Origin of the sequence: Bacillus sp. R45 (genome assembly GCF_021729365.1) — a bacterium.
GTDB lineage: Bacteria > Bacillota > Bacilli > Bacillales > Bacillaceae > Bacillus > Bacillus velezensis.
In genome coordinates, this window is the sequence record NZ_CP091421.1 from 1,426,271 (window position 1) to 1,445,491 (window position 19,221).

Consider the following 19,221-nt stretch of genomic DNA (forward strand, 5'->3'; position numbering starts at 1 on the left):
ATCAACTAGGAGGTCGAAAACTGTGGCATTTGAATTTAAACTTCCGGATATCGGGGAAGGTATCCACGAAGGCGAAATCGTAAAATGGTTTGTGAAGCCGAACGACGAGGTAGAAGAAGACGATGTTCTGGCTGAAGTGCAAAATGATAAAGCAGTGGTAGAAATTCCTTCACCTGTTAAAGGAAAAGTATTAGAATTAAAAGTTGAAGAGGGAACAGTTGCAACTGTTGGACAAACGATTATTACGTTTGACGCACCTGGTTACGAAGATCTTCAATTTAAAGGAAGCCATGATTCAGGAGAGGCGAAAACTGAGGCTCAAGTTCAGTCGTCTGCTGAAGCAGGGCAGGATATCTCTAAAGAAGAGACTCCTAAAGAGCCTGCAAAAGAAACCGGCGCAGGACAGCAGGACCAAGCGGAAGCTGATCCGAACAAACGCGTGATCGCGATGCCTTCCGTACGCAAATATGCCCGTGAAAAAGGCGTGGATATCCGTAAAGTAACAGGTTCTGGAAATAATGGACGTGTTGTAAAAGAAGATATCGACAGCTTTGCAAATGGAGGAGCGGCTCAAGAAGCGGCACCGCAAGAAACAGCTGCACCTCAGGAAACAGCTAAACCTGCAGCGGCTCAGGCTCCTGAAGGCGAATTCCCTGAAACACGCGAAAAAATGAGCGGTATCCGTAAAGCGATTGCGAAAGCAATGGTGAACTCTAAGCATACTGCACCGCACGTAACTCTTATGGATGAAGTTGACGTAACAAATCTTGTTGCTCACCGTAAACAGTTCAAACAAGTTGCTGCTGATCAAGGCATCAAGCTGACTTATCTGCCTTACGTCGTCAAAGCATTAACATCCGCTTTGAAAAAATTCCCTGTTTTAAACACATCGATTGATGATAAAACAGATGAAGTGATCCAAAAACATTACTTCAACATCGGAATTGCAGCGGATACCGAAAAAGGCCTGCTTGTGCCGGTAGTGAAAAATGCCGACCGTAAAGCCGTTTTCGAAATCTCTGATGAAATCAACAGCCTTGCTACAAAAGCGCGTGAAGGCAAGCTTGCACCTGCGGAAATGAAAGGCGCTTCTTGCACGATCACAAATATCGGTTCTGCCGGAGGCCAATGGTTCACACCGGTTATCAACCACCCAGAGGTTGCGATTCTCGGTATCGGCCGTATTGCTGAAAAAGCGATCGTCCGTGACGGTGAAATTGTAGCTGCTCCTGTCTTAGCTCTTTCTCTCAGCTTTGACCACCGTATGATTGACGGAGCAACTGCACAAAATGCGTTAAACCACATCAAGCGTTTACTGAACGATCCACAACTTATTTTAATGGAGGCGTAATGTTATGGTAGTAGGAGATTTCCCTATTGAAACAGATACTCTTGTGATTGGTGCGGGACCCGGCGGCTATGTAGCTGCCATCCGCGCTGCTCAGCTTGGACAAAAAGTAACAGTCGTTGAAAAAGCAACTCTTGGAGGCGTTTGTCTGAACGTCGGCTGTATTCCTTCAAAAGCGCTCATCAATGCAGGCCATCGTTACGAGAATGCAAAACATTCAGATGACATGGGAATCACTGCTGAGAACGTAACGGTTGACTTTACAAAAGTCCAAGAATGGAAAGCTTCTGTTGTAAATAAGCTTACCGGCGGTGTTGCAGGTCTTTTAAAAGGAAATAAAGTGGACGTTGTAAACGGGGAAGCTTATTTCGTAGACAGCAACTCTGTCCGCGTAATGGATGAGAACTCTGCGCAAACATACACATTTAAAAACGCGATCATTGCTACCGGTTCTCGTCCTATCGAATTGCCAAACTTCAAATATAGCGAACGCGTTCTGAACTCTACAGGCGCACTGGCGCTTAAAGAAATTCCGAAAAAGCTCGTTGTTATCGGCGGCGGATATATCGGTACTGAGCTTGGAACAGCGTATGCGAACTTCGGAACTGAATTGGTTATTTTAGAAGGCGGAGATGAAATTCTTCCTGGCTTCGAAAAACAAATGAGTTCTCTCGTTACCCGCAGACTGAAGAAAAAAGGCAACGTTGAAATCCATACAGGCGCCATGGCTAAAGGCGTTGAGGAAAGACCTGACGGCGTAACAGTTACATTCGAAGTAAAAGGCGAAGAAAAAACGGTTGATGCTGATTACGTATTAATCACTGTCGGACGCCGTCCGAACACTGATGAGCTCGGCCTTGAGCAAGTCGGTATCGAAATGACTGACCGCGGTGTCATTAAAACAGACAAGCAGTGCCGCACAAACGTACCGAACATTTACGCAATCGGTGACATCATTGACGGACCTCCTTTGGCTCACAAAGCGTCTTACGAAGGTAAAATCGCTGCGGAAGCTATTTCAGGAGAGCCGGCTGAAATCGATTACCTCGGTATTCCGGCGGTTGTATTCTCTGAGCCTGAACTGGCTTCTGTCGGTTACACTGAAGCACAGGCGAAAGAAGAAGGCATTGAAGTCGTTGCAGCTAAGTTCCCGTTTGCAGCAAACGGACGTGCGCTGTCTCTTAACGAAACTGACGGCTTCATGAAGCTGATCACCCGTAAAGAAGACGGTCTTGTAATCGGTGCGCAAATTGCCGGCGCAAGCGCTTCTGACATGATTTCTGAATTGAGCCTGGCGATCGAAGGCGGAATGACTGCTGAAGATATCGCAATGACAATTCACGCTCACCCGACATTGGGCGAAATCACTATGGAAGCTGCCGAAGTAGCAATCGGAAGCCCGATCCACATCGTAAAATAATGATGTAACAAAGAAACAGCCCCCGTTTGTAAAAGCGGGGGCTGTTTTTATTGTGCAAGCACATGCTGCATAGGTTTGATGATATCCTCTTTTTTCTTTACGGATCCCTCAATCTTCATGACCACATGCCGATGATTGATCACCATCAGCGCAGGGAACGTGTTGATTTCCTCTTCCCATCCCTTTCTGTTGTCATAAACCTTCATTTGATCGACATGATGGGGATATTTCTTTTCTAAATCAAGAATCGCATCGTAATAAGGAACTTCTTTATCTATATGATTTTCATCGGAAAAAAACAAGATTTGAGTGTGATGAATGCTGTCGATCCGGTTATTTTTGAATGGACTGACAGTAGAAACCGAACAGCTTGACAGAACGAACAGCATCAAAAAAAAGGGAATCACCGTACGGTAGCGCATCTATCTTACTCCTCTGTTTTATATAATATATTGGTTCATCCATTTATAAGGACTATATCAAGTGTATCACGAGAGGTGAAAAACCTAAGGCTTGTTACTGAATTGTTATATAATTGAAACCGTTTTTAATGAAGAAATAATACGTGTGACAACTTGCACAGCCGATGTGTAAAAAAGGCACATTGTTTTTCGTGAGAGCGCTGTTTTTTCGTTATACTGGGGGCAAAACCATATCAGGAGGGATTGCATGTATAAAGCCATTACAGCCGTCATATGTATGTGCTTACTCGCCGGCTGCCAATCAAATGAAAAGCTGCAAACAAACAAACCCCATTCTCAAGCCGCGGCCAATCATGCCAAACGGGAAAACCATCATACAAAAGAGAAAAAACAGAAGGCGGAGCCCCGTTACTATATCAATCCGAAAACCTTTTCTGTGGAAAAAATGGATGAACAGAAAGAGAAAAAACCGATCGCATTGGTAACGATCGATGACGCCCCTGATCAGCATGCCGCTGAGATTGCGAACAAACTGCATGATCTCAATGCGTCAGCGATCTTTTTTGTAAACGGACATTTTTTGAAAAAAGATGAAAATAAGAAAGCGCTTAAGCATATTCATGAGTTAGGTTTTATGATCGGAAATCATACAATGACTCATCAAAACTTAAAAGATCTTTCCGAACAAAAACAACGGGAAGAAATCATTGGCGTCAATAAAGCGGTTGAAAAGGTAATAGGAGAGAAACCCGCATTTTTCAGGGCGCCTTTCGGAAGCAATACGGACTATAGTGACAAACTTATAAAAAAAGAAGGAATGGTGAAAATGAACTGGACCTTCGGGTATGATTGGGATCAGAAATATCAATCCAAAAAAGCGCTTACCGATATCACCCTGAGCAGTCCTTACCTGCGGGACGGCGCCAACATATTGATGCATGACCGGAAATGGACGGCTGAAGCCATGCCGGACATTGTAAAAGGATTGCGTCATAAAGGATATACCGTGATTGACCCTCGAGCTATAAAAAGACCGTAAAAAATAAATGTGTTATACAATTTATCGGTTGACATATTAAATGTGACATAATAATATAATAACAACAAGTAAAAATTAAGCGTTTTCAAATTCTGAGAAATGGGGAATGACAGATGGGTACAATTGTTTGCCAAGACTGTAACGAAGCGATTCATTACTTTGAGGATGAGAAGGTCACGACGTTATACGGAACATGCTGCGGACAATGCCAGTGTCATCTTGAAGAAGAGTAAAAAGCGTAAAAGGCCCGAAACGATTTCGTTTCGGGCTTCTTTATGTTTATTGGATGGCTTTTTGCTCTTTGATGACTCTGATCATTTCAAGCGTGGCATCTTCGGGACCCTGCACAGGAAGGCCGGCGTCCAAGTTTTTAAAAATGTAGCTGATATTTTCTTCAGTAATGATCTCACCCGGAATAAAGATCGGAATTCCCGGCGGGTACACCATGACAAACTCTGCAATGATCCGCCCCGCGGATTCTGTTAACGGAATGACTTCCGTATTTGCGTAAAACGCGTCTCTTGGCGTCATCGCTAACAGAGGAATCTCAGGAAGCAGAACTTCCGTTTGCTGATGAGCATAATCATTTGCGGAAGCCTGCTTTGAAATGTCTGTAAGCGCGCTTACAAGACGGTCGGCATCTCCTGCTCTGTCTCCGGGTGTAAAAATACATAAAATATTATACAAATCGGACAGCTCGACTTCGATATTAAATGATTCGCGGAGCCATTTTTCAACGTCATGACCCGTCAGGCCGAGGTTTTTGACCGAAATGATTAATTTAGTCGGATCATAACTGAAGGCAGCTTTAGACCCTGTGATTTCTTCGCCGACACAGCGGATGCCTTCAATTTGATTGAGACGTTCCCGTGTCTGATCCGCCAGCAGAATCGTATCTTCAAGAAGATCGCGGCCTTCTGTAGCGAGGCGTTTTCTTGCGACATCCAGTGAAGCGAGAAGCAGATAGGATGTTGACGTTGTCGTCAGCATGCTTAAAATCGACTGTACTCTTTCTTTGGAAACAAGGCCTTCTCTCACATTTAAAATGGAGCTCTGCGTCAGGGAGCCTCCCAATTTGTGCACGCTTGTGGCTGCCATATCAGCGCCCGCCTGCATGGCGGACAGAGGAAGCTTATCATGAAAATGAATATGCACGCCGTGCGCTTCATCGACAAGAACAGGCACATCGAAAGAATGCGCGAGCTTTACAATGCTGCTCAAGTCAGCTGCCACACCGAAGTATGTCGGATTTATGACAAGCAGGCCTTTTGCGTCAGGGTGTTCCGTCAAAGCCCGCTCGGCGGACTCAAGCGTAATGCCGTGAGAAATTCCGAGCTCATCGTCAATTTCCGGGTGTATAAAAATCGGCACCGCTCCGGAAAATACAATGGCCGACATAATGGATTTATGAACGTTTCTCGGAATGATGATTTTATCTCCGGGTCCGCATACGGCCATGACCATCGTCATAATGGCGCCGCTCGTCCCTTGTACGGAAAAGAAGGTATGGTCTGCGCCGAATGCTTCCGCGGCCAGATCCTGGGCTTCTTTAATGATGCCCTTTGGCGCATGTAAATCATCCAGGGGTTCAATATTAATTAAATCTATGCTTAACGCGTTTTCTCCGATAAATTGTCTGAATTCCGGATCCATTCCCGCGCCTTTTTTATGGCCCGGAATGTGGAATTGGACAGGCTGTCTGTCCGCGTGCTTTTTCAGTCCGCTGTACAGGGGTGTTTCATGTTGCGGCAATTGTTTTCCCACCTTTATCATAATACCTACGGATTAGTTTGTATTACATTCAGTTTTATTACCCGTTTTTTAAACGTAAAACAAATGAATTATATTATGAACTTGAAAGAAAGTAAAGAACAATTTATGATCTATGGAAGATGCTTATTTTTGAGCATGATCATAAAGGAGTGAAGACATTTGGAATATCAATATCCGATGAATGAGGACTGGACGACAGAGGAGGCCGTGGATGTCATTGCTTTTTTTCAGCAGGTGGAAAACGCCTATGAAAAAGGAGCTGACCGAGACAGACTTCTGAATGCGTACCGCCGCTTTAAAGAAATCGTTCCCGGGAAAGCGGAAGAAAAGAAAATCTGCAGCCGATTTGAAGCTGACAGCACCTATTCCCCGTATCGGACTGTGAAACAGGCGAAACAATCAGATCAAGCGATTATCAAAATGTAGACAAAAGCGAGCCGGCAATCGGCCCGCTTTTTATGTTATGAGACTTTCTGAGTCAGTGTGTATAAAAAGGAAAGCTTCCTAAAAGCATCTTCAATGGTTTGCAGGAATTCATTGTTGTTCATGTTGATCACGTCTTCTTTTTGCAGCTGAATGCCGCATAAAAGCTCTGCTTTTTTCACTGTCTGCAGGCGTTCAAATAATGTTTTCAGCTGCTCCTGATCCATGTCGGACTGCTTGTACGCACCTGGCTTCGTATGATCCGGCGACCATACAAAATGACCGGGAATCTGTTTTGTGATTTCCTCCTGCTTCGCTTCCAGCAATCTGCCGTATTCCTCTTTTATCGGAGATTCATAAATGATGGCAAACCATACAAACATATGGGTGTCCCATAAACCGATCTGAAAGTGAGGGAGTTTCTTATAGCCGCGTTTGCTGTTGGCAAAGGCAACCCAGCTGTCAGCCGGCGGGTTGACAGATCTTCTCGCGTGCTTGGCGACATGCGGGAACATTTCATCTCCTGTCAATGCTGACAATGTCGGTGCGAAATGCTCTCCTAACAAGGTCAGCTTCGGACGGACTTGTTCTTTTAACACCTCCATGCGCGGATCTAAACCTTCTATTGTAAATGTATCGAAGTCTTCTTTTGTAAAACGCATCTGAGTCATCTTTTTCCTCCTTAACGTAAGTATTCATATTTTACCACAGCCGCCGCCGGCCGCAAAAACATTGAGAACGTTTGAGCCGAGAGGAATGGTGGTAAAAAACGAATAGGTAAACACACAATTTTAAGAATGTTGTTACAGCCGAATATAAGTTTCCATACGATATAAGAAGTATCATTAATGAATTGGAAAAATGGGATGCTTTTTTAACAAATGATCTCTGGAAGGGGCGAAAGACAATGAGGCAAGTGGTGAAGGAAGGATTCAGGGAGGAAAAAAATAACCGTGTAGCTGTCTGGAGACTAGAGGTTGATTATGAATTGGCAACCCTGTATGAGGCCATGCAAAAAGAGAATGAAGATCAAATCGATCTCAGCAAAAGAAAACTGGAACGTCTCAGAAAAGAATGGATTCGGCTTAACGGATAAAGAATAGTAAAAACGAACCGCAGGAAATGGTTCGTTTTTACGTGAGAAGGCATTTTTTTCATTTTCCTTGCTTTTTCATCGCCTTTATCAGTATGCTATAGAATAAGCTATACATAGAAAAGAGGTACACGGTATGACAAATTGGACGGAAATTGATGATATCGCAAAACAATGGGTAAAAGAAGCCGGAACGAGAATCAGACAATCCATGCAGGAAAGCTTGACGATTGAAACAAAATCAAATCCGAATGATTTAGTCACAAATATTGATAAAGAGACGGAGCGCTTTTTCATTGACCGTATACAAGGAACTTTTCCCGGACACCGGATTCTCGGAGAAGAAGGGCAGGGGGATAAACTCCGCTCCCTTGACGGAATCGTCTGGATCATTGATCCGATTGACGGGACGATGAATTTTGTCCATCAAAAGCGGCATTTCGCGATCTCCATCGGCATCTTTGAAGACGGAAAAGGCAAAATCGGCTTAATTTATGATGTGATGCAGGACGAACTGTATCACGCATTCAGCGGAAAAGGGGCTTATCTGAATGATACGCCGCTTGCTCCTTTAAAAGAAGCTTCCATTGAAGAAGCCATTATTGCAATCAATGCCACATGGGTGACGGAAAACAGAAGGATTGACCCGAGTATTTTGGCGCCGCTCGTAAAACGGGTCAGAGGAACGCGTTCCTACGGTTCGGCGGCACTTGAGCTGGCCGGTGTTGCGGCCGGCCGCATTGACGCATACATTACGATGAGGCTCGCGCCGTGGGATTACGCTGCCGGCTGCGTGCTGCTGAACGAAGTCGGGGGCATTTACACGACCACAGACGGCGAACCGTTCACGTTTTTAGACAACCACAGCGTGCTTGCGGGCAATCCGGCTATACATAAAATTATCTTTGACGACTATTTACATGCTGACAGGTAGAGATTTTGAAGAAGAAGATCTCGGGTTTCTGGAGCAGCTGGCGGCATCACACCCGGTGTGGAAAAACGAAGAGTTCGGAACAAAAAATGCGGCGGAGTTTATGCTTGCATACTCCATGTACAATGGAACGTGGCTCGTATGGGAGATTGACGGCGCTCCTGCCGCCGTCAGTTTTCATTTGGAATGGGCCCCTTCAAACGGAAAACCGTGGCTCGGAACCGTGGCCGTCGCTCCGGAGGCAAAAGAGAAAGGAATCGGACGCACGGTCATTGAAGAGATTGCGGGCCGGCTGAGAGGAGAGCATAAAGCGATGTTTTCAGCCCTTCCCCTGGACAGGCAGGAATGGGTTTTGTTTTTAAGCCAATGCGGCTTTGAACAGCTTAAGCTTGAAAAAGACGATCGGGAAAAGACATATATGATCATGGTGAAGCCATTGTGAAATGTTCAGATATAAAAAAGAGACCGGATTTCTCCGGTCTCTTTTCTTGTTTACAAGCCGACCGCATTCCAGGCCGCTTCTACGCTTGCAGCGTCTTGAGAGCCGTAAAGGTCCCGCGCTGATTGAATCAAAGCTGCTTTTGCATCTTTAAAGCTTGATGACGGAGTGAGATATACCGTCAGTGCGCGATAGTAAATCTGCTCCGCTTTTTTCACGCCGATTTTTGTAATCGTGTTGTAAGCGGCTTTGTTCGGAATTCCGCTGTTTGTATGCACGCCGCCGTAGTCACCGGCATCAGTGTTCGGAAGGTTTTGATAATTTTTGTAATGGTCGGGCTGTCCGTATTTTGTCGGATTGGATAAGCTGCGGAGAGCCGGCTGGCTGACCGTAATATCCTCACCGATATCCCAGTCCTCAGTATCGGTGAAGTACCCGAATACATCGGAGAAGGATTCGTTTAAAGCGCCCGGCTGATTTTCATAGTTCAGGTTGGCTGTTTCCTGTGTAACGCCGTGTGTCATTTCATGGGCCGTTACGTCCATTGAACCGGAAAGAGGCGAGAAGAATGAGCCGTCACCGTCACCGTAAATCATTTGGTCGCCGATCCAGGCCGCGTTATTGTATCTGCTGCCGTAATGAACGGAAGATACGATTTTGCCGCCTCTATTGTCGTAGCTGTTGCGTTTAAACGTCTGATAGAAATAATCATACACTTTGCCGAGATTGTAATGCGCATCAACCGCAGCGCGCTGAGAAGAAGTTGTGAACTGGTTTGTAGTGCTTGATACGAGCGTGCCCGGCAGGTTATATTGTCGGTTTTGCAGATCGTACGTAATAATTTGTGTTCCGGTAGGCTTCGAAAGATCACGCATTACATATTTGCCGTTTTCAGAAGAAATATTTAATGAGACCGTTTTTCCTTTAAGAGTCGTACCTGTTCCGGTTGCAGCGGCATGCTCCACTTTGTTTTGCTTTTTCAGGACTTTCCCTGTTTCCGCATCAACGGTTACTTCCCAGTTAGCTGGTTCCGGTTCGATGTAGCGGATGGTTACATCATAGGCGAGTCGGTATTTACCGTCTTTTGTGGCCGCTGCTTTCAGCTCGGCTTTGTTTTTGTTTGCAACGTTGCCGTTAGAGACGGCTTCAGGTGATTTGCCGATTGCTTTAAAAGCATGATCCAGCGCCTGATTTGCAGATAATTTTTTGCTGTTTGCCGTTTTGGCAGAAGCATCGTTGTTTAATTCACCGTTAATCGCATAGACATTGTTGGATTTATCGACGTGAATAATGACTTGCGAGTCTTTCACAGGCACACCGTTAACGACAGGCACATAACGGAAGTGCTTGTAGCCGAGATCATCGGTCGTGTGGTCAATCAGCTTCAGTCTCTCAGAAGGGTTGCCTTTGAAGACTTTGCCGTTTTGTTTCAAGTATTGCTTGATTGCTTTGTCACTGACTGAAGGCAATTCAGATTGCACCAAAGAATGCTTCGGCACAAAGTTCGTCAGGTTTTCTTTAAGCTGAGGATTCTCAGCGGCCTGAACACCCGGAAGACTGATGGTTAAACTCATAAAGGAAGCGGCGACAGCAACAGACAATTTCTTACCTAAACCCACAATAAATCCCCCTTTTTGAAAATAATGAAAACTTATATTGTTATAATAAACCAGCATTCTCTCATTCTGCAATATAAAACTAGACTTCGCTGATGAATTGATAGAATCGTCCCGTAAAGGCTTCAGGCGGGCAGCGTCAGGGGATAAGCCGAGAGGCACGTGTTGAATCAAACATGAGTCGAATGATGCGATTTATTCTGAAAAAAATGACAAATGAAGTCGGGAGAAATGATAGAGGAAAAATGTTCCGATCTGTAAAACTTTTTTTATAGCCGTTTGTCTAAACAGGTGAGGCCTTAATAAACGAAAAGGATTGTTTCAGATGTCAGAGATTTTCAGTCATTTTATTCAGCATTTCGACAGATATTTCAAGAGTGTCTTACGAAGAGATTGCTGATGTTTTGGACTGGAGTCTTTCGAAGGTGAAGAGCACTCTGTACAGGGCGAGAATGCAGCTGAAACAGCACTTGGCGGAAAAAAGGAAGGACGGACAGATATGACTTGCTGTTTAGTGAGAGATTTACTCCCTTTATATATTGAAGGCGATTGTGAAACAGAAACGGAGCGGTTTATTTCCCGCCATCTTGAATCATGCGGTAAGTGCGAAACTTTATATCATATGATGAAGGAGCCGCTTGACCTCGGCAGCCCCGAGATGAAGGCGCCCGCCTGTTATGCAGAAGAAGAAAGGCGGTTTAAGGAACGGTATTACGGGAAGCTGCTGATAAAAGCAGCCTGTTTGTTCGGCGATGTTTTCTTTATCATGCTGATCCTTAAACTGCTGATTTAAAAAAACGCCCGGCTGCATGACATGACCGGGCGTTTTATCCGTTTACTCAGCCGGATGAAAGGCTGTATAAATCCCTTCAAGCAAGTCCTGGGGCAGTGAATTAAAGAATTCGGCACACAGCTTTGCTTCTTTTTTTCCTGCTCCTGCTTTTTCAGCAAGGTCCTGATCAAACGTATACACACCGTCTTCTTCAATCAGCGCAGATTGAAGGATATGAAGACTTTGGGAAAAAGCGGTGAACAGCTGATCAACGATAAGGGCCTCTTTTTCCGTAAATCCGAGCTCCACCGCTTTTTCTTTATTAAATGTATATTCGCCGTCCGTTTTCTCAATACATTGAGAAAGAACGGTTAAAAATTCGGTTGAACTGTCCCACAGCTTTTGAATGGTCTGTGCGGCTTCTTTATCTAATCCCAATTCCACCGCTGTTTCACCGTCAAAATAATAGACGCCGTCTTTTTCGTAAATCGATTGGCCAATGATGTCAATGAGTTTTGCCGCGTCTTCCGGTGTTTTCTCTGCGGAAGCCTGCAGGGCATGCGGTTCATTTGCCTGGATCGTTTTTGCGCCGGCAGAATCAAGCGGACTGAATGCAAGCAAGGCGGCTGAGGCGGTTGCGGCGGCAGTTACAGCGGTTTTCTTCAAAAAAGATGTTTTCATTTCATTCTCTCCTTGTCATGTGTATTTGCTTACAGTCACAAGTATAAAAAGACAATGATGGAATTGATATAGGAGGTATGGTATTTTCTGCATAACGATGCCGGACTATTTCAGACTGTATATTCTGAGGGAATCTGCTGATGTAACTAGAATGGGGGCCGTCATGCCCGGCTTCCTGACTAGACGGCGGGGGAGATAAGCCTTACATCTGCAGTCTGTTTTTGAGGAGGTAAAAAAGCCTGAATCTTTGATTCAGGCTTCATAAGATATTGTCTTTCCATGTTTACGGAATTTTGCAAAGGGTCATGCTTTTAATCAAGCAGTCCCTGTTCGCGCATTTTTTTCTTTACGGTGAAACCGCTTCCCATCATGGCGATAACGAGAACAATGCTTCCGATAATACCCCATGCGCTTTTCTCAGCGATTGATACGCCGATCAGCATCATGCTGAAGACTGCTGCGAATGCAAATAATAATAAGAGCCAATTCAATTTTTTCATATTTCCATCCCCTTTAACGTCATACTTTCAGTTTACAGAAAAACGTAACGCTTTTAAAGAGGATGTGTGGTATAATATGAAAGTTATCTAATTTTTTTAGGAGATGAAAATGTGAAACTTCGAAACGATCTTCGCAACATCGCGATTATTGCCCACGTTGACCATGGGAAAACGACTTTGGTAGACCAATTGCTTCACCAAGCCGGAACATTCCGTGCCAACGAAAATATTGCCGAACGCGCAATGGATTCAAACGATCTTGAACGTGAACGCGGTATTACAATTCTTGCGAAAAATACTGCGATTAACTATAAAGATACACGCATTAATATTTTGGACACTCCGGGACACGCCGACTTCGGCGGAGAGGTAGAACGGATTATGAAAATGGTTGACGGCGTTCTGTTAGTCGTTGACGCATATGAAGGCTGCATGCCGCAAACCCGTTTCGTACTGAAAAAAGCCCTTGAGCAGAACTTAAATCCGGTTGTCGTCGTAAACAAAATCGACCGTGATTTCGCCCGCCCGGAAGAAGTCATTGATGAAGTGCTTGATTTGTTCATCGAGCTTGACGCAAACGAAGAACAGCTTGAGTTCCCTGTCGTCTTCGCTTCTGCGATTAACGGAACGGCAAGTCTGGATCCGAAAAAGCAGGACGAAAACATGGAATCACTGTATGAAACGATTCTTGAACATGTCCCTGCCCCGGTAGATAACGCCGAAGAGCCTCTTCAATTCCAAGTGGCGCTGCTTGATTACAATGATTATGTCGGCCGTATCGGTATCGGACGCGTTTTCCGCGGCACGATGAAAGTGGGTCAGCAGGTTTCATTGATGAAACTTGACGGAACGGTTAAATCATTCCGTGTAACGAAAATCTTCGGTTTCCAAGGATTGAAACGCGTGGAAATTGAAGAAGCGAGAGCGGGAGACCTTGTTGCCGTTTCGGGCATGGAAGACATCAACGTCGGTGAAACGGTTTGTCCGGCTGACCACCATGAGCCGCTGCCGGTTCTGCGCATTGATGAGCCTACGCTTCAAATGACATTTGTCGTAAACAACAGCCCGTTTGCAGGCCGTGAAGGCAAATATGTCACAGCCCGCAAAATTGAAGAGCGTCTGAATGCGCAGCTTCAAACTGACGTCAGTCTTCGTGTCGAACCGACTGCATCACCAGACGCATGGGTTGTTTCAGGACGCGGTGAGCTTCACCTGTCCATTTTAATTGAAAACATGCGCCGTGAAGGCTATGAGCTTCAAGTGTCTAAACCTGAAGTTATCATTAAGGAAATTGACGGCGTCAGCTGCGAGCCTGTTGAGCGCGTGCAGATTGACGTGCCTGAAGAGCATACTGGTTCTGTTATGGAATCAATGGGTGCGAGAAAAGGCGAAATGCTTGATATGATTAATAACGGAAACGGCCAGGTCCGCCTGATCTTTACCGTACCTTCACGCGGACTCATCGGCTATTCTACTGAGTTTCTGTCACTGACACGCGGTTTCGGTATCCTGAACCACACGTTTGACAGCTATCAGCCGATGCAAAAAGGCCAAGTCGGAGGCCGACGTCAGGGTGTGCTCGTTTCCATGGAAAACGGAAAAGCGACATCTTACGGAATTCAAGGTATTGAAGACCGCGGCGTCATCTTCGTTGAGCCCGGAACAGAAGTGTATGAAGGCATGATTGTCGGCGAACATAACCGTGACAATGACCTTGTTGTCAATGTCAGCAAAATGAAACAGCAGACAAACGTACGTTCCGCTACGAAGGATCAAACGACTACGATTAAGAAAGCGCGCATTATGTCGCTTGAAGAATCACTCGAGTACTTAAACGAGGATGAATACTGCGAAGTAACGCCGGAATCCATCCGTTTAAGAAAGAAAATCCTGAATAAAAACGAACGTGAAAAAGCGGCGAAAAAGAAAAAAACAGCAGGAATGTCTTAATCACTTGCAGAATTTGAAAAGGTAGAACCCGAACGGAAAAGGGGAGGGGGATCTTTTTGAATGAAGTAAGTGAACGGCTGTCGTTCTTTGCGGCTCTTTACCAAGTGGATGAGCATCCGCTGGCGGGAATGTGGCTGTTATACGGAACGATCGTCGTGCTTTCGGTGATTGTATTTAAACTCGGCTTTGCCAAACGGCTGCCGGTTTTGAAGGCTGCGGCAGTTTATCTCTTTCTCGTGCTCGGCTGCACCGTGCTGACTTTTTTCGGTGTGTTTCTGCCGGTCGGAGAAGGGCTTGTTGTCGCCGCCTTGATTTTGATCATTTACAAAATCCGTCTGCACCAGTCCAAAAAAAGCCAGTCAGCTAAACCGCAATAAAAAAATGACCTTGCCTTCCGGCGGGTCATTTTTTATTGCGGTTTATTTTTTCAGTTTATCTTTTTTCGCTTTTTGTCCAGGATGAAAGGAAAAGTGTCCGGTATTCAGCCGCGCCTCCGTTTTGATTTTGATTCGGTCATGGCATTCCCGGCACATATATGTATGAATCGGACGATTGCGGAGGCGTTTGGCTGTCAGTGTTTCATCATCAATTTGTTCGATTTTGTCGCAAATGGAACATTTTACTCTCATTGATTTTCACCTCTTTCACTATGACAAGCATTATATCATGGATGCCCCTCCTGCCAAAGGGAAAGAAAGCAGCGCCCTTCTTTTGGAGCGGGCGCTGCTTTTTACTGGCGGTTTTTCATATGATGATCCGATTGATCGTTCTGTTCGTTCTGCAGCTTGTTCTGGTCTCTTTGGTTCAGCTGATCATCATTCGATTGAGTCGGTGATTCTTTTTCATTGTCGGTCACATCATTCGGGACTTCCGGCATGACACGACCGACGATGGCGGCAAGTTCATCCAAAATGCCTGAAACGGGGCGGCCGGCTTTAATGTCGCTGCCCATGCCTCTCAGACGGGAAACCGTATCAGGATCAGCCACGACAACGGCATTGGCGCCGTAAGGATCGTTTTTTAACGCCTGGGCGACCGTGTATTTAATGCTCTCCACTTTGCTTCTTTCTAAATTGTCATCCACATCGATTCCGACAACGGAGTATCTTCCGAGTACAACCGCGGTGGCATCTGAAATGCCGGGGATTTTTTCGGTTACCTCGACGAGATGCTTAGCGATGTCTGTCCGGCCGGGATTTTCAGCTGTCTCAGGAGCCGTATTTTTCACATGAATCGGTTTTGCATCACGCTGATCGGTTGATTCGTTCTGAATATTGCGGCCGCGGCCGTCCTGTACAGCAGTGCAGCCGGTCAGGATAAACAAGGCTTGTATGATAATGAAAAGAATTCGCACGTCAGATTCCCTCCTTGAATGCTTTCATTTATTTTATTGTTGAATTAACCTTCTATCTTTATTCACCAAATCATATATTTTAGCAGGCATCCCCGTTTTTCGCGGAAAGAGAAGCACACGATGGGCTTTGATCCTTATTTCAGGAGGCTGAGACTTGAGTAAAATTTATGTGTTAGATACGAATGTACTTTTGCAGGATCCTAACGCCATTTTTTCCTTTGAAGAAAACGAAGTTGTCATCCCCGCCGTCGTGCTGGAAGAGGTCGATTCAAAAAAGCGGTATATGGACGAGGTCGGGAGAAATGCGAGGCACGTATCTAAGCTGATAGACGGGCTCAGGGAGAAAGGAAGGCTGCACGAGAAAGTTCCGCTTGAAAGCGGAGGAACGCTCAGAATTGAACTGAACCACCGGTCATTTCATCAGCTCCAAGAAATTTTTATCGAAAAAACGAATGATAACCGCATTTTGGCGGTGGCAAAAAATTTAAGCCTTGAGGAGGAAACGAAAGAAAACGGCCGCCTCGTCATCCTGGTCAGCAAAGATGTGCTTGTCAGGGTAAAGGCGGATGCCATCGGGCTTTTGGCGGAGGACTTTTTAAACGACAGAGTCGTTGACCATGATGAAATATATAGCGGGTACAAAGATATATTTATGAATAAAGAGCGGTTTGCCTCGTTTTATAAAAACAAACAAATTCCAGTCAAGGAGCTTCAGCAGCATCAGGTTTATCCGAATCAATTTGTGCTGATGAAAGATGAATTAGGAGGATCTTCGTCTGCGGTCGGCATGGCGGATAAGAAAGGAGAGACCGTCAAAAGACTCGTTTTCGATGATGAGCACGTATGGGGGATCAGGCCGAAGAACGTCCAGCAGACAATGGCGCTCGAACTCCTGCTGAGGGAAGATATCCCGCTTGTCACCCTGATCGGAAAAGCGGGAACGGGAAAAACCTTGCTTGCTCTCGCGGCAGGGCTTCTGCAGACGGAGGATCTCGGTATTTATAAAAAGCTGATCGTCGCGCGTCCCATCGTCCCGGTGGGAAAGGATATCGGATATTTGCCGGGCGAAAAAGAGGAAAAGCTCAAGCCGTGGATGCAGCCGATCTTTGATAATCTTGAATTTTTATTCAATGCGAAAAAGCCGGGTGAACTTGAAGCGATTTTGGCAGGAATCGGATCGATTCAGGTGGAGGCGCTGACATACATTCGGGGAAGAAGCATTCCGGATCAGTTTATTATTATTGATGAGGCTCAGAATCTGACGAGGCACGAGGTCAAAACGCTTTTGACAAGGGTGGGAGAGGGCAGCAAAATTGTCCTGATGGGCGATCCGGAGCAAATAGATCACCCATACTTAGACAGTTTAAACAACGGACTTGCTTATGTTGTAGAGCGGTTTAAAGGACAAACCGTCTCCGGCAGCGTGAAGCTTGTGAAAGGTGAGAGATCCGGCCTTGCACAGCTTGCCGCCGATTTGTTATAAAACTTCGATTTCTGTGACGCCCATTATCGGTTTTTCAAAGTCTCCGTCCACGTAAAAATGGACCGGACCGCCGTCTTGAAGCGGTTTCCCCGCATCGCTGAAATGCGCGATTGCGTCCATCGCCTTTTCAAGCGGCACTTCGGTTCTTTCTGATTTTGAAATAAATGCGCACAGGACAGCGCTTTCTTTCGGCTCGGCATTTGCTAAAACAGCGCCGAGCTTCATGGCGAAGCTGCCGTTCATCAGTCTTTCTTTTTCATAACGTTTTTCACTTTTTAAAGTCGGCGGCGAAATGCGCCCTTCTCTGATCACCCGTTCAGGATCAAGCGTATGCTCCTGGGTTTCTGCAGAGCCGTCCGGATGAACAGGCTGATTGTTTTCAAACGGAAATTTGCGGTCATCGAAAATCCAGACACTCGGATCAATTGTAATCGGGTATGTAACATTGCCTTTTACTTGAATAACGCTCATGTTGAAGCCCCCCTTTACTTAAAGTATAAAAGTTTTCGCATGAATTGTCACTTTGCGTTGCAAATTAGATGTATACAACGGCAGCGAAGTGAGGATGATCGACATGGTATGCCGGCATTACCAAGAGCTGGACGCATTAGTTCAGGAAGCGAAAAAAAGAACCGAAGAAGGCAAAGTAGCAGACTATATTCCGGCTCTGGCTGAATCTGAACAAGACAGCCTTTCGGTCACGATTTATCATGCGGAAAATACATGTCTGACGGCAGGAGACGCCGACCGGACATTTACACTGCAGAGCATTTCGAAAGTGCTTTCTCTGGCGCTCGTACTGATGGATTACGGAAAGGAAAAGGTGTTCAGCTGCGTGGGTCAGGAGCCGACCGGCGACCCGTTTAACTCCATGATTAAGCTTGAAACAGTGAATCCGGGCAAGCCTTTAAATCCGATGATTAATGCGGGAGCTCTCATCGTTACGGGTTTAATTAAAGGGCATTCGCCGAAAGACCGCCTGGATTACCTGCTCGGATTCATCAGAAGACTTGCGAACAATCAGGACATTACATATTGCAGACATGTTGCGGAATCGGAATTCAAATCTTCCATGATTAATCGGGCCATGTGTTATTACATGAAGCAGTATGACATTTTTAAAGGCGATGTTGAAGAGGTCATGGATTTGTATACAAAACAGTGCGCGATTAAGATGAGCAGTCTGGATTTAGCCAAAATCGGCTGTGTATTCGCCCTTGACGGCAAGCATCCGGAAACCGGGGAGCAGGTCATTAAAAAAGATGTGGCGAGAATCTGCAAGACGTTTATGGTGACATGCGGCATGTACAATGCGAGCGGGGAATTCGCAATCAAGGTCGGCATTCCCGCTAAAAGCGGCGTTTCGGGAGGAATCATGGGCATTTCGCCGTACAACTTCGGAATCGGTATATTCGGTCCGGCGCTTGATGAAAAAGGCAACAGCATCGCGGGTGTGAAGCTTTTGGAAATCATGTCTGAGAAATACAGGCTGAGTATTTTTTGAAACATTTTTTATCATAACATCTGCTTAAATCCTCTTGCAATTTCATCTGATACCCTTTATGATAAATAGAAGAATTAGGTACTCGCCTGGGGAACGGAGGGATACTTTTGGCTTCAGAGATTATAGTTGACCATCAGCAGAAAGCATTCGAGCTGTTGAAGTTAGATGCTGAGAAGATTTTGAAGCTGATCCGAGTACAAATGGATAACTTAACGATGCCTCAATGTCCTCTGTATGAAGAGGTCTTGGATACTCAGATGTTCGGACTGTCGAGGGAAATCGATTTTGCTGTCCGCCTGGGATTAGTTGACGAAAACGACGGCAAAGAGCTGTTGGACAGACTTGAAAGAGAACTGTCTGCTTTGCATGACGCGTTTACAGGAAAATAAATGATCAAACTCAAACTATTCAACGGTTTGGGTTTTTTTATAACCGTAAACCGTTTTTTTGCATCTTCTTTTCGTAAGACGGTC

General features: G+C 45.4%; 24 protein-coding genes. 15 read left to right on the forward strand and 9 right to left on the reverse strand.

The window, feature by feature from the left end:
- The first annotated feature begins 22 nt into the window (after positions 1-22).
- Together pdhC and lpdA are read left to right on the forward strand one after the other, a co-directional pair.
- Positions 23-1,351, forward strand: a complete 1,329-nt coding sequence (pdhC, locus tag L3V45_RS07220; RefSeq protein WP_003154526.1) for a pyruvate dehydrogenase complex dihydrolipoyllysine-residue acetyltransferase — start codon at positions 23-25, stop codon at positions 1,349-1,351.
- A gap of 4 nt (positions 1,352-1,355) precedes the next feature.
- Positions 1,356-2,768, forward strand: coding sequence for a dihydrolipoyl dehydrogenase (gene lpdA, locus L3V45_RS07225; protein ID WP_003154524.1), 1,413 nt, complete (start codon positions 1,356-1,358; stop codon positions 2,766-2,768).
- Between the two features lie 47 nt (positions 2,769-2,815).
- Here lpdA and L3V45_RS07230 read toward each other — a convergent pair whose 3' ends face one another.
- Positions 2,816-3,190 carry a hypothetical protein gene (locus L3V45_RS07230; protein WP_003154522.1) on the reverse strand — a complete coding sequence of 125 codons (375 nt, stop codon included), beginning with the start codon at positions 3,188-3,190 and terminating at the stop codon, positions 2,816-2,818.
- A 247-nt stretch (positions 3,191-3,437) separates the two neighbouring features.
- Between L3V45_RS07230 and L3V45_RS07235 the strand changes: the two genes are divergently transcribed.
- On the forward strand, positions 3,438-4,229 hold the full coding sequence (locus tag L3V45_RS07235; RefSeq protein ID WP_003154520.1) for a polysaccharide deacetylase family protein: 792 nt from the start codon (positions 3,438-3,440) through the stop codon (positions 4,227-4,229).
- A gap of 113 nt (positions 4,230-4,342) precedes the next feature.
- On the forward strand, positions 4,343-4,462 hold the full coding sequence (locus tag L3V45_RS07240) for a GapA-binding peptide SR1P (RefSeq protein ID WP_003154518.1): 120 nt from the start codon (positions 4,343-4,345) through the stop codon (positions 4,460-4,462).
- Between the two features lie 46 nt (positions 4,463-4,508).
- Here L3V45_RS07240 and L3V45_RS07245 read toward each other — a convergent pair whose 3' ends face one another.
- Positions 4,509-5,981: an aminotransferase class I/II-fold pyridoxal phosphate-dependent enzyme gene (locus L3V45_RS07245; RefSeq protein ID WP_015388285.1), complete on the reverse strand. Its 1,473-nt coding sequence runs from the start codon at positions 5,979-5,981 to the stop codon at positions 4,509-4,511.
- Between the two features lie 180 nt (positions 5,982-6,161).
- Here L3V45_RS07245 and L3V45_RS07250 point away from each other — a divergent pair, with 180 nt between their 5' ends.
- A complete protein-coding gene (locus tag L3V45_RS07250) occupies positions 6,162-6,428 on the forward strand; it encodes a UPF0223 family protein (RefSeq protein WP_003154515.1) in 267 nt (88 codons plus the stop codon).
- Positions 6,429-6,463: 35 nt separating this feature from the next.
- Here the strand turns inward: L3V45_RS07250 and L3V45_RS07255 are convergent, their stop codons facing one another.
- Complete coding sequence (locus L3V45_RS07255; RefSeq protein WP_014470447.1) at positions 6,464-7,096, reverse strand: DUF1054 domain-containing protein; 633 nt, start codon at positions 7,094-7,096, stop codon at positions 6,464-6,466.
- 236 nt (positions 7,097-7,332) lie between these two features.
- Here L3V45_RS07255 and L3V45_RS07260 point away from each other — a divergent pair, with 236 nt between their 5' ends.
- The 3 genes from L3V45_RS07260 (at position 7,333) to L3V45_RS07270 (ending at position 8,891) form a co-directional block, all read left to right on the forward strand.
- The gene (locus L3V45_RS07260; protein ID WP_003154513.1) at positions 7,333-7,521 is read left to right on the forward strand and encodes a hypothetical protein; all 189 of its coding nucleotides are present in this window, start codon (positions 7,333-7,335) and stop codon (positions 7,519-7,521) included.
- A gap of 133 nt (positions 7,522-7,654) precedes the next feature.
- On the forward strand, positions 7,655-8,452 hold the full coding sequence (gene suhB / locus L3V45_RS07265; RefSeq protein ID WP_003154512.1) for an inositol-1-monophosphatase: 798 nt from the start codon (positions 7,655-7,657) through the stop codon (positions 8,450-8,452).
- Positions 8,439-8,891, forward strand: a complete 453-nt coding sequence (locus tag L3V45_RS07270; protein ID WP_236837325.1) for a GNAT family N-acetyltransferase — start codon at positions 8,439-8,441, stop codon at positions 8,889-8,891. The genes suhB and L3V45_RS07270 overlap by 14 nt, the downstream gene beginning before the upstream one ends.
- Before the next feature lie 50 nt (positions 8,892-8,941).
- On the opposite strand, the gene L3V45_RS07275 is transcribed toward L3V45_RS07270, so the two are convergent.
- Entirely contained in the window at positions 8,942-10,507 is a 1,566-nt protein-coding gene (locus tag L3V45_RS07275; protein ID WP_003154510.1) for a M4 family metallopeptidase, read from the reverse strand.
- A gap of 374 nt (positions 10,508-10,881) precedes the next feature.
- Between L3V45_RS07275 and L3V45_RS07280 the strand changes: the two genes are divergently transcribed.
- On the forward strand, positions 10,882-11,007 hold the full coding sequence (locus L3V45_RS07280) for an RNA polymerase sigma factor (protein WP_072589054.1): 126 nt from the start codon (positions 10,882-10,884) through the stop codon (positions 11,005-11,007).
- A complete protein-coding gene (locus tag L3V45_RS07285) occupies positions 11,004-11,297 on the forward strand; it encodes an anti-sigma factor family protein (RefSeq protein WP_236837326.1) in 294 nt (97 codons plus the stop codon). Before L3V45_RS07280 ends, L3V45_RS07285 begins: the two co-directional genes overlap by 4 nt.
- A gap of 42 nt (positions 11,298-11,339) precedes the next feature.
- Here the strand turns inward: L3V45_RS07285 and L3V45_RS07290 are convergent, their stop codons facing one another.
- Both L3V45_RS07290 and L3V45_RS07295 read right to left on the reverse strand, forming a co-directional pair.
- Positions 11,340-11,957, reverse strand: a complete 618-nt coding sequence (locus L3V45_RS07290; protein WP_236837327.1) for a hypothetical protein — start codon at positions 11,955-11,957, stop codon at positions 11,340-11,342.
- A gap of 311 nt (positions 11,958-12,268) precedes the next feature.
- Entirely contained in the window at positions 12,269-12,457 is a 189-nt protein-coding gene (locus L3V45_RS07295; RefSeq protein ID WP_003154504.1) for a YlaF family protein, read from the reverse strand.
- 111 nt (positions 12,458-12,568) lie between these two features.
- Here L3V45_RS07295 and typA point away from each other — a divergent pair, with 111 nt between their 5' ends.
- Both typA and L3V45_RS07305 read left to right on the forward strand, forming a co-directional pair.
- The gene (typA, locus tag L3V45_RS07300; protein ID WP_236837328.1) at positions 12,569-14,407 is read left to right on the forward strand and encodes a translational GTPase TypA; all 1,839 of its coding nucleotides are present in this window, start codon (positions 12,569-12,571) and stop codon (positions 14,405-14,407) included.
- Positions 14,408-14,463: 56 nt separating this feature from the next.
- Positions 14,464-14,784 (forward strand): YlaH-like family protein, encoded by a 321-nt coding sequence (locus L3V45_RS07305; RefSeq protein ID WP_014304952.1) that lies wholly within the window; start codon positions 14,464-14,466, stop codon positions 14,782-14,784.
- Between the two features lie 42 nt (positions 14,785-14,826).
- Here L3V45_RS07305 and L3V45_RS07310 read toward each other — a convergent pair whose 3' ends face one another.
- Positions 14,827-15,036, reverse strand: a complete 210-nt coding sequence (locus tag L3V45_RS07310; RefSeq protein WP_003154499.1) for a YlaI family protein — start codon at positions 15,034-15,036, stop codon at positions 14,827-14,829.
- A 101-nt stretch (positions 15,037-15,137) separates the two neighbouring features.
- Positions 15,138-15,761 (reverse strand): YhcN/YlaJ family sporulation lipoprotein, encoded by a 624-nt coding sequence (locus L3V45_RS07315; protein ID WP_003154498.1) that lies wholly within the window; start codon positions 15,759-15,761, stop codon positions 15,138-15,140.
- Between the two features lie 154 nt (positions 15,762-15,915).
- Here L3V45_RS07315 and L3V45_RS07320 point away from each other — a divergent pair, with 154 nt between their 5' ends.
- Positions 15,916-17,244, forward strand: coding sequence for a PhoH family protein (locus L3V45_RS07320; RefSeq protein WP_003154497.1), 1,329 nt, complete (start codon positions 15,916-15,918; stop codon positions 17,242-17,244).
- Here the strand turns inward: L3V45_RS07320 and L3V45_RS07325 are convergent.
- A complete protein-coding gene (locus L3V45_RS07325; RefSeq protein WP_025851416.1) occupies positions 17,239-17,715 on the reverse strand; it encodes a hypothetical protein in 477 nt (158 codons plus the stop codon). The genes L3V45_RS07320 and L3V45_RS07325 overlap by 6 nt on opposite strands.
- Before the next feature lie 103 nt (positions 17,716-17,818).
- Between L3V45_RS07325 and glsA the strand changes: the two genes are divergently transcribed.
- Positions 17,819-18,748 carry a glutaminase A gene (gene glsA, locus L3V45_RS07330; RefSeq protein ID WP_003154495.1) on the forward strand — a complete coding sequence of 310 codons (930 nt, stop codon included), beginning with the start codon at positions 17,819-17,821 and terminating at the stop codon, positions 18,746-18,748.
- A 107-nt stretch (positions 18,749-18,855) separates the two neighbouring features.
- The gene (locus L3V45_RS07335) at positions 18,856-19,137 is read left to right on the forward strand and encodes an Fpa/YlaN family protein (protein WP_003154494.1); all 282 of its coding nucleotides are present in this window, start codon (positions 18,856-18,858) and stop codon (positions 19,135-19,137) included.
- Positions 19,138-19,221 lie beyond the last annotated feature (84 nt).

Bases quoted from the DNA above. Each gene is read 5' to 3' on its own strand.
- L3V45_RS07290 (WP_236837327.1), bottom strand. From the start codon at position 11,957: ATGAAAACATCTTTTTTGAAGAAAACCGCTGTAACTGCCGCCGCAACC.
- lpdA (WP_003154524.1), top strand. From the start codon at position 1,356: ATGGTAGTAGGAGATTTCCCTATTGAAACAGATACTCTTGTGATTGGT.
- L3V45_RS07255 (WP_014470447.1), bottom strand. From the start codon at position 7,096: ATGACTCAGATGCGTTTTACAAAAGAAGACTTCGATACATTTACAATA.
- glsA (WP_003154495.1), top strand. From the start codon at position 17,819: ATGGTATGCCGGCATTACCAAGAGCTGGACGCATTAGTTCAGGAAGCG.
- L3V45_RS07310 (WP_003154499.1), bottom strand. From the start codon at position 15,036: ATGAGAGTAAAATGTTCCATTTGCGACAAAATCGAACAAATTGATGAT.
- L3V45_RS07230 (WP_003154522.1), bottom strand. From the start codon at position 3,190: ATGCGCTACCGTACGGTGATTCCCTTTTTTTTGATGCTGTTCGTTCTG.
- L3V45_RS07235 (WP_003154520.1), top strand. From the start codon at position 3,438: ATGTATAAAGCCATTACAGCCGTCATATGTATGTGCTTACTCGCCGGC.
- L3V45_RS07285 (WP_236837326.1), top strand. From the start codon at position 11,004: ATGACTTGCTGTTTAGTGAGAGATTTACTCCCTTTATATATTGAAGGC.
- L3V45_RS07295 (WP_003154504.1), bottom strand. From the start codon at position 12,457: ATGAAAAAATTGAATTGGCTCTTATTATTATTTGCATTCGCAGCAGTC.
- L3V45_RS07240 (WP_003154518.1), top strand. From the start codon at position 4,343: ATGGGTACAATTGTTTGCCAAGACTGTAACGAAGCGATTCATTACTTT.
- suhB (WP_003154512.1), top strand. From the start codon at position 7,655: ATGACAAATTGGACGGAAATTGATGATATCGCAAAACAATGGGTAAAA.
- L3V45_RS07325 (WP_025851416.1), bottom strand. From the start codon at position 17,715: ATGAGCGTTATTCAAGTAAAAGGCAATGTTACATACCCGATTACAATT.
- L3V45_RS07270 (WP_236837325.1), top strand. From the start codon at position 8,439: ATGCTGACAGGTAGAGATTTTGAAGAAGAAGATCTCGGGTTTCTGGAG.
- L3V45_RS07260 (WP_003154513.1), top strand. From the start codon at position 7,333: ATGAGGCAAGTGGTGAAGGAAGGATTCAGGGAGGAAAAAAATAACCGT.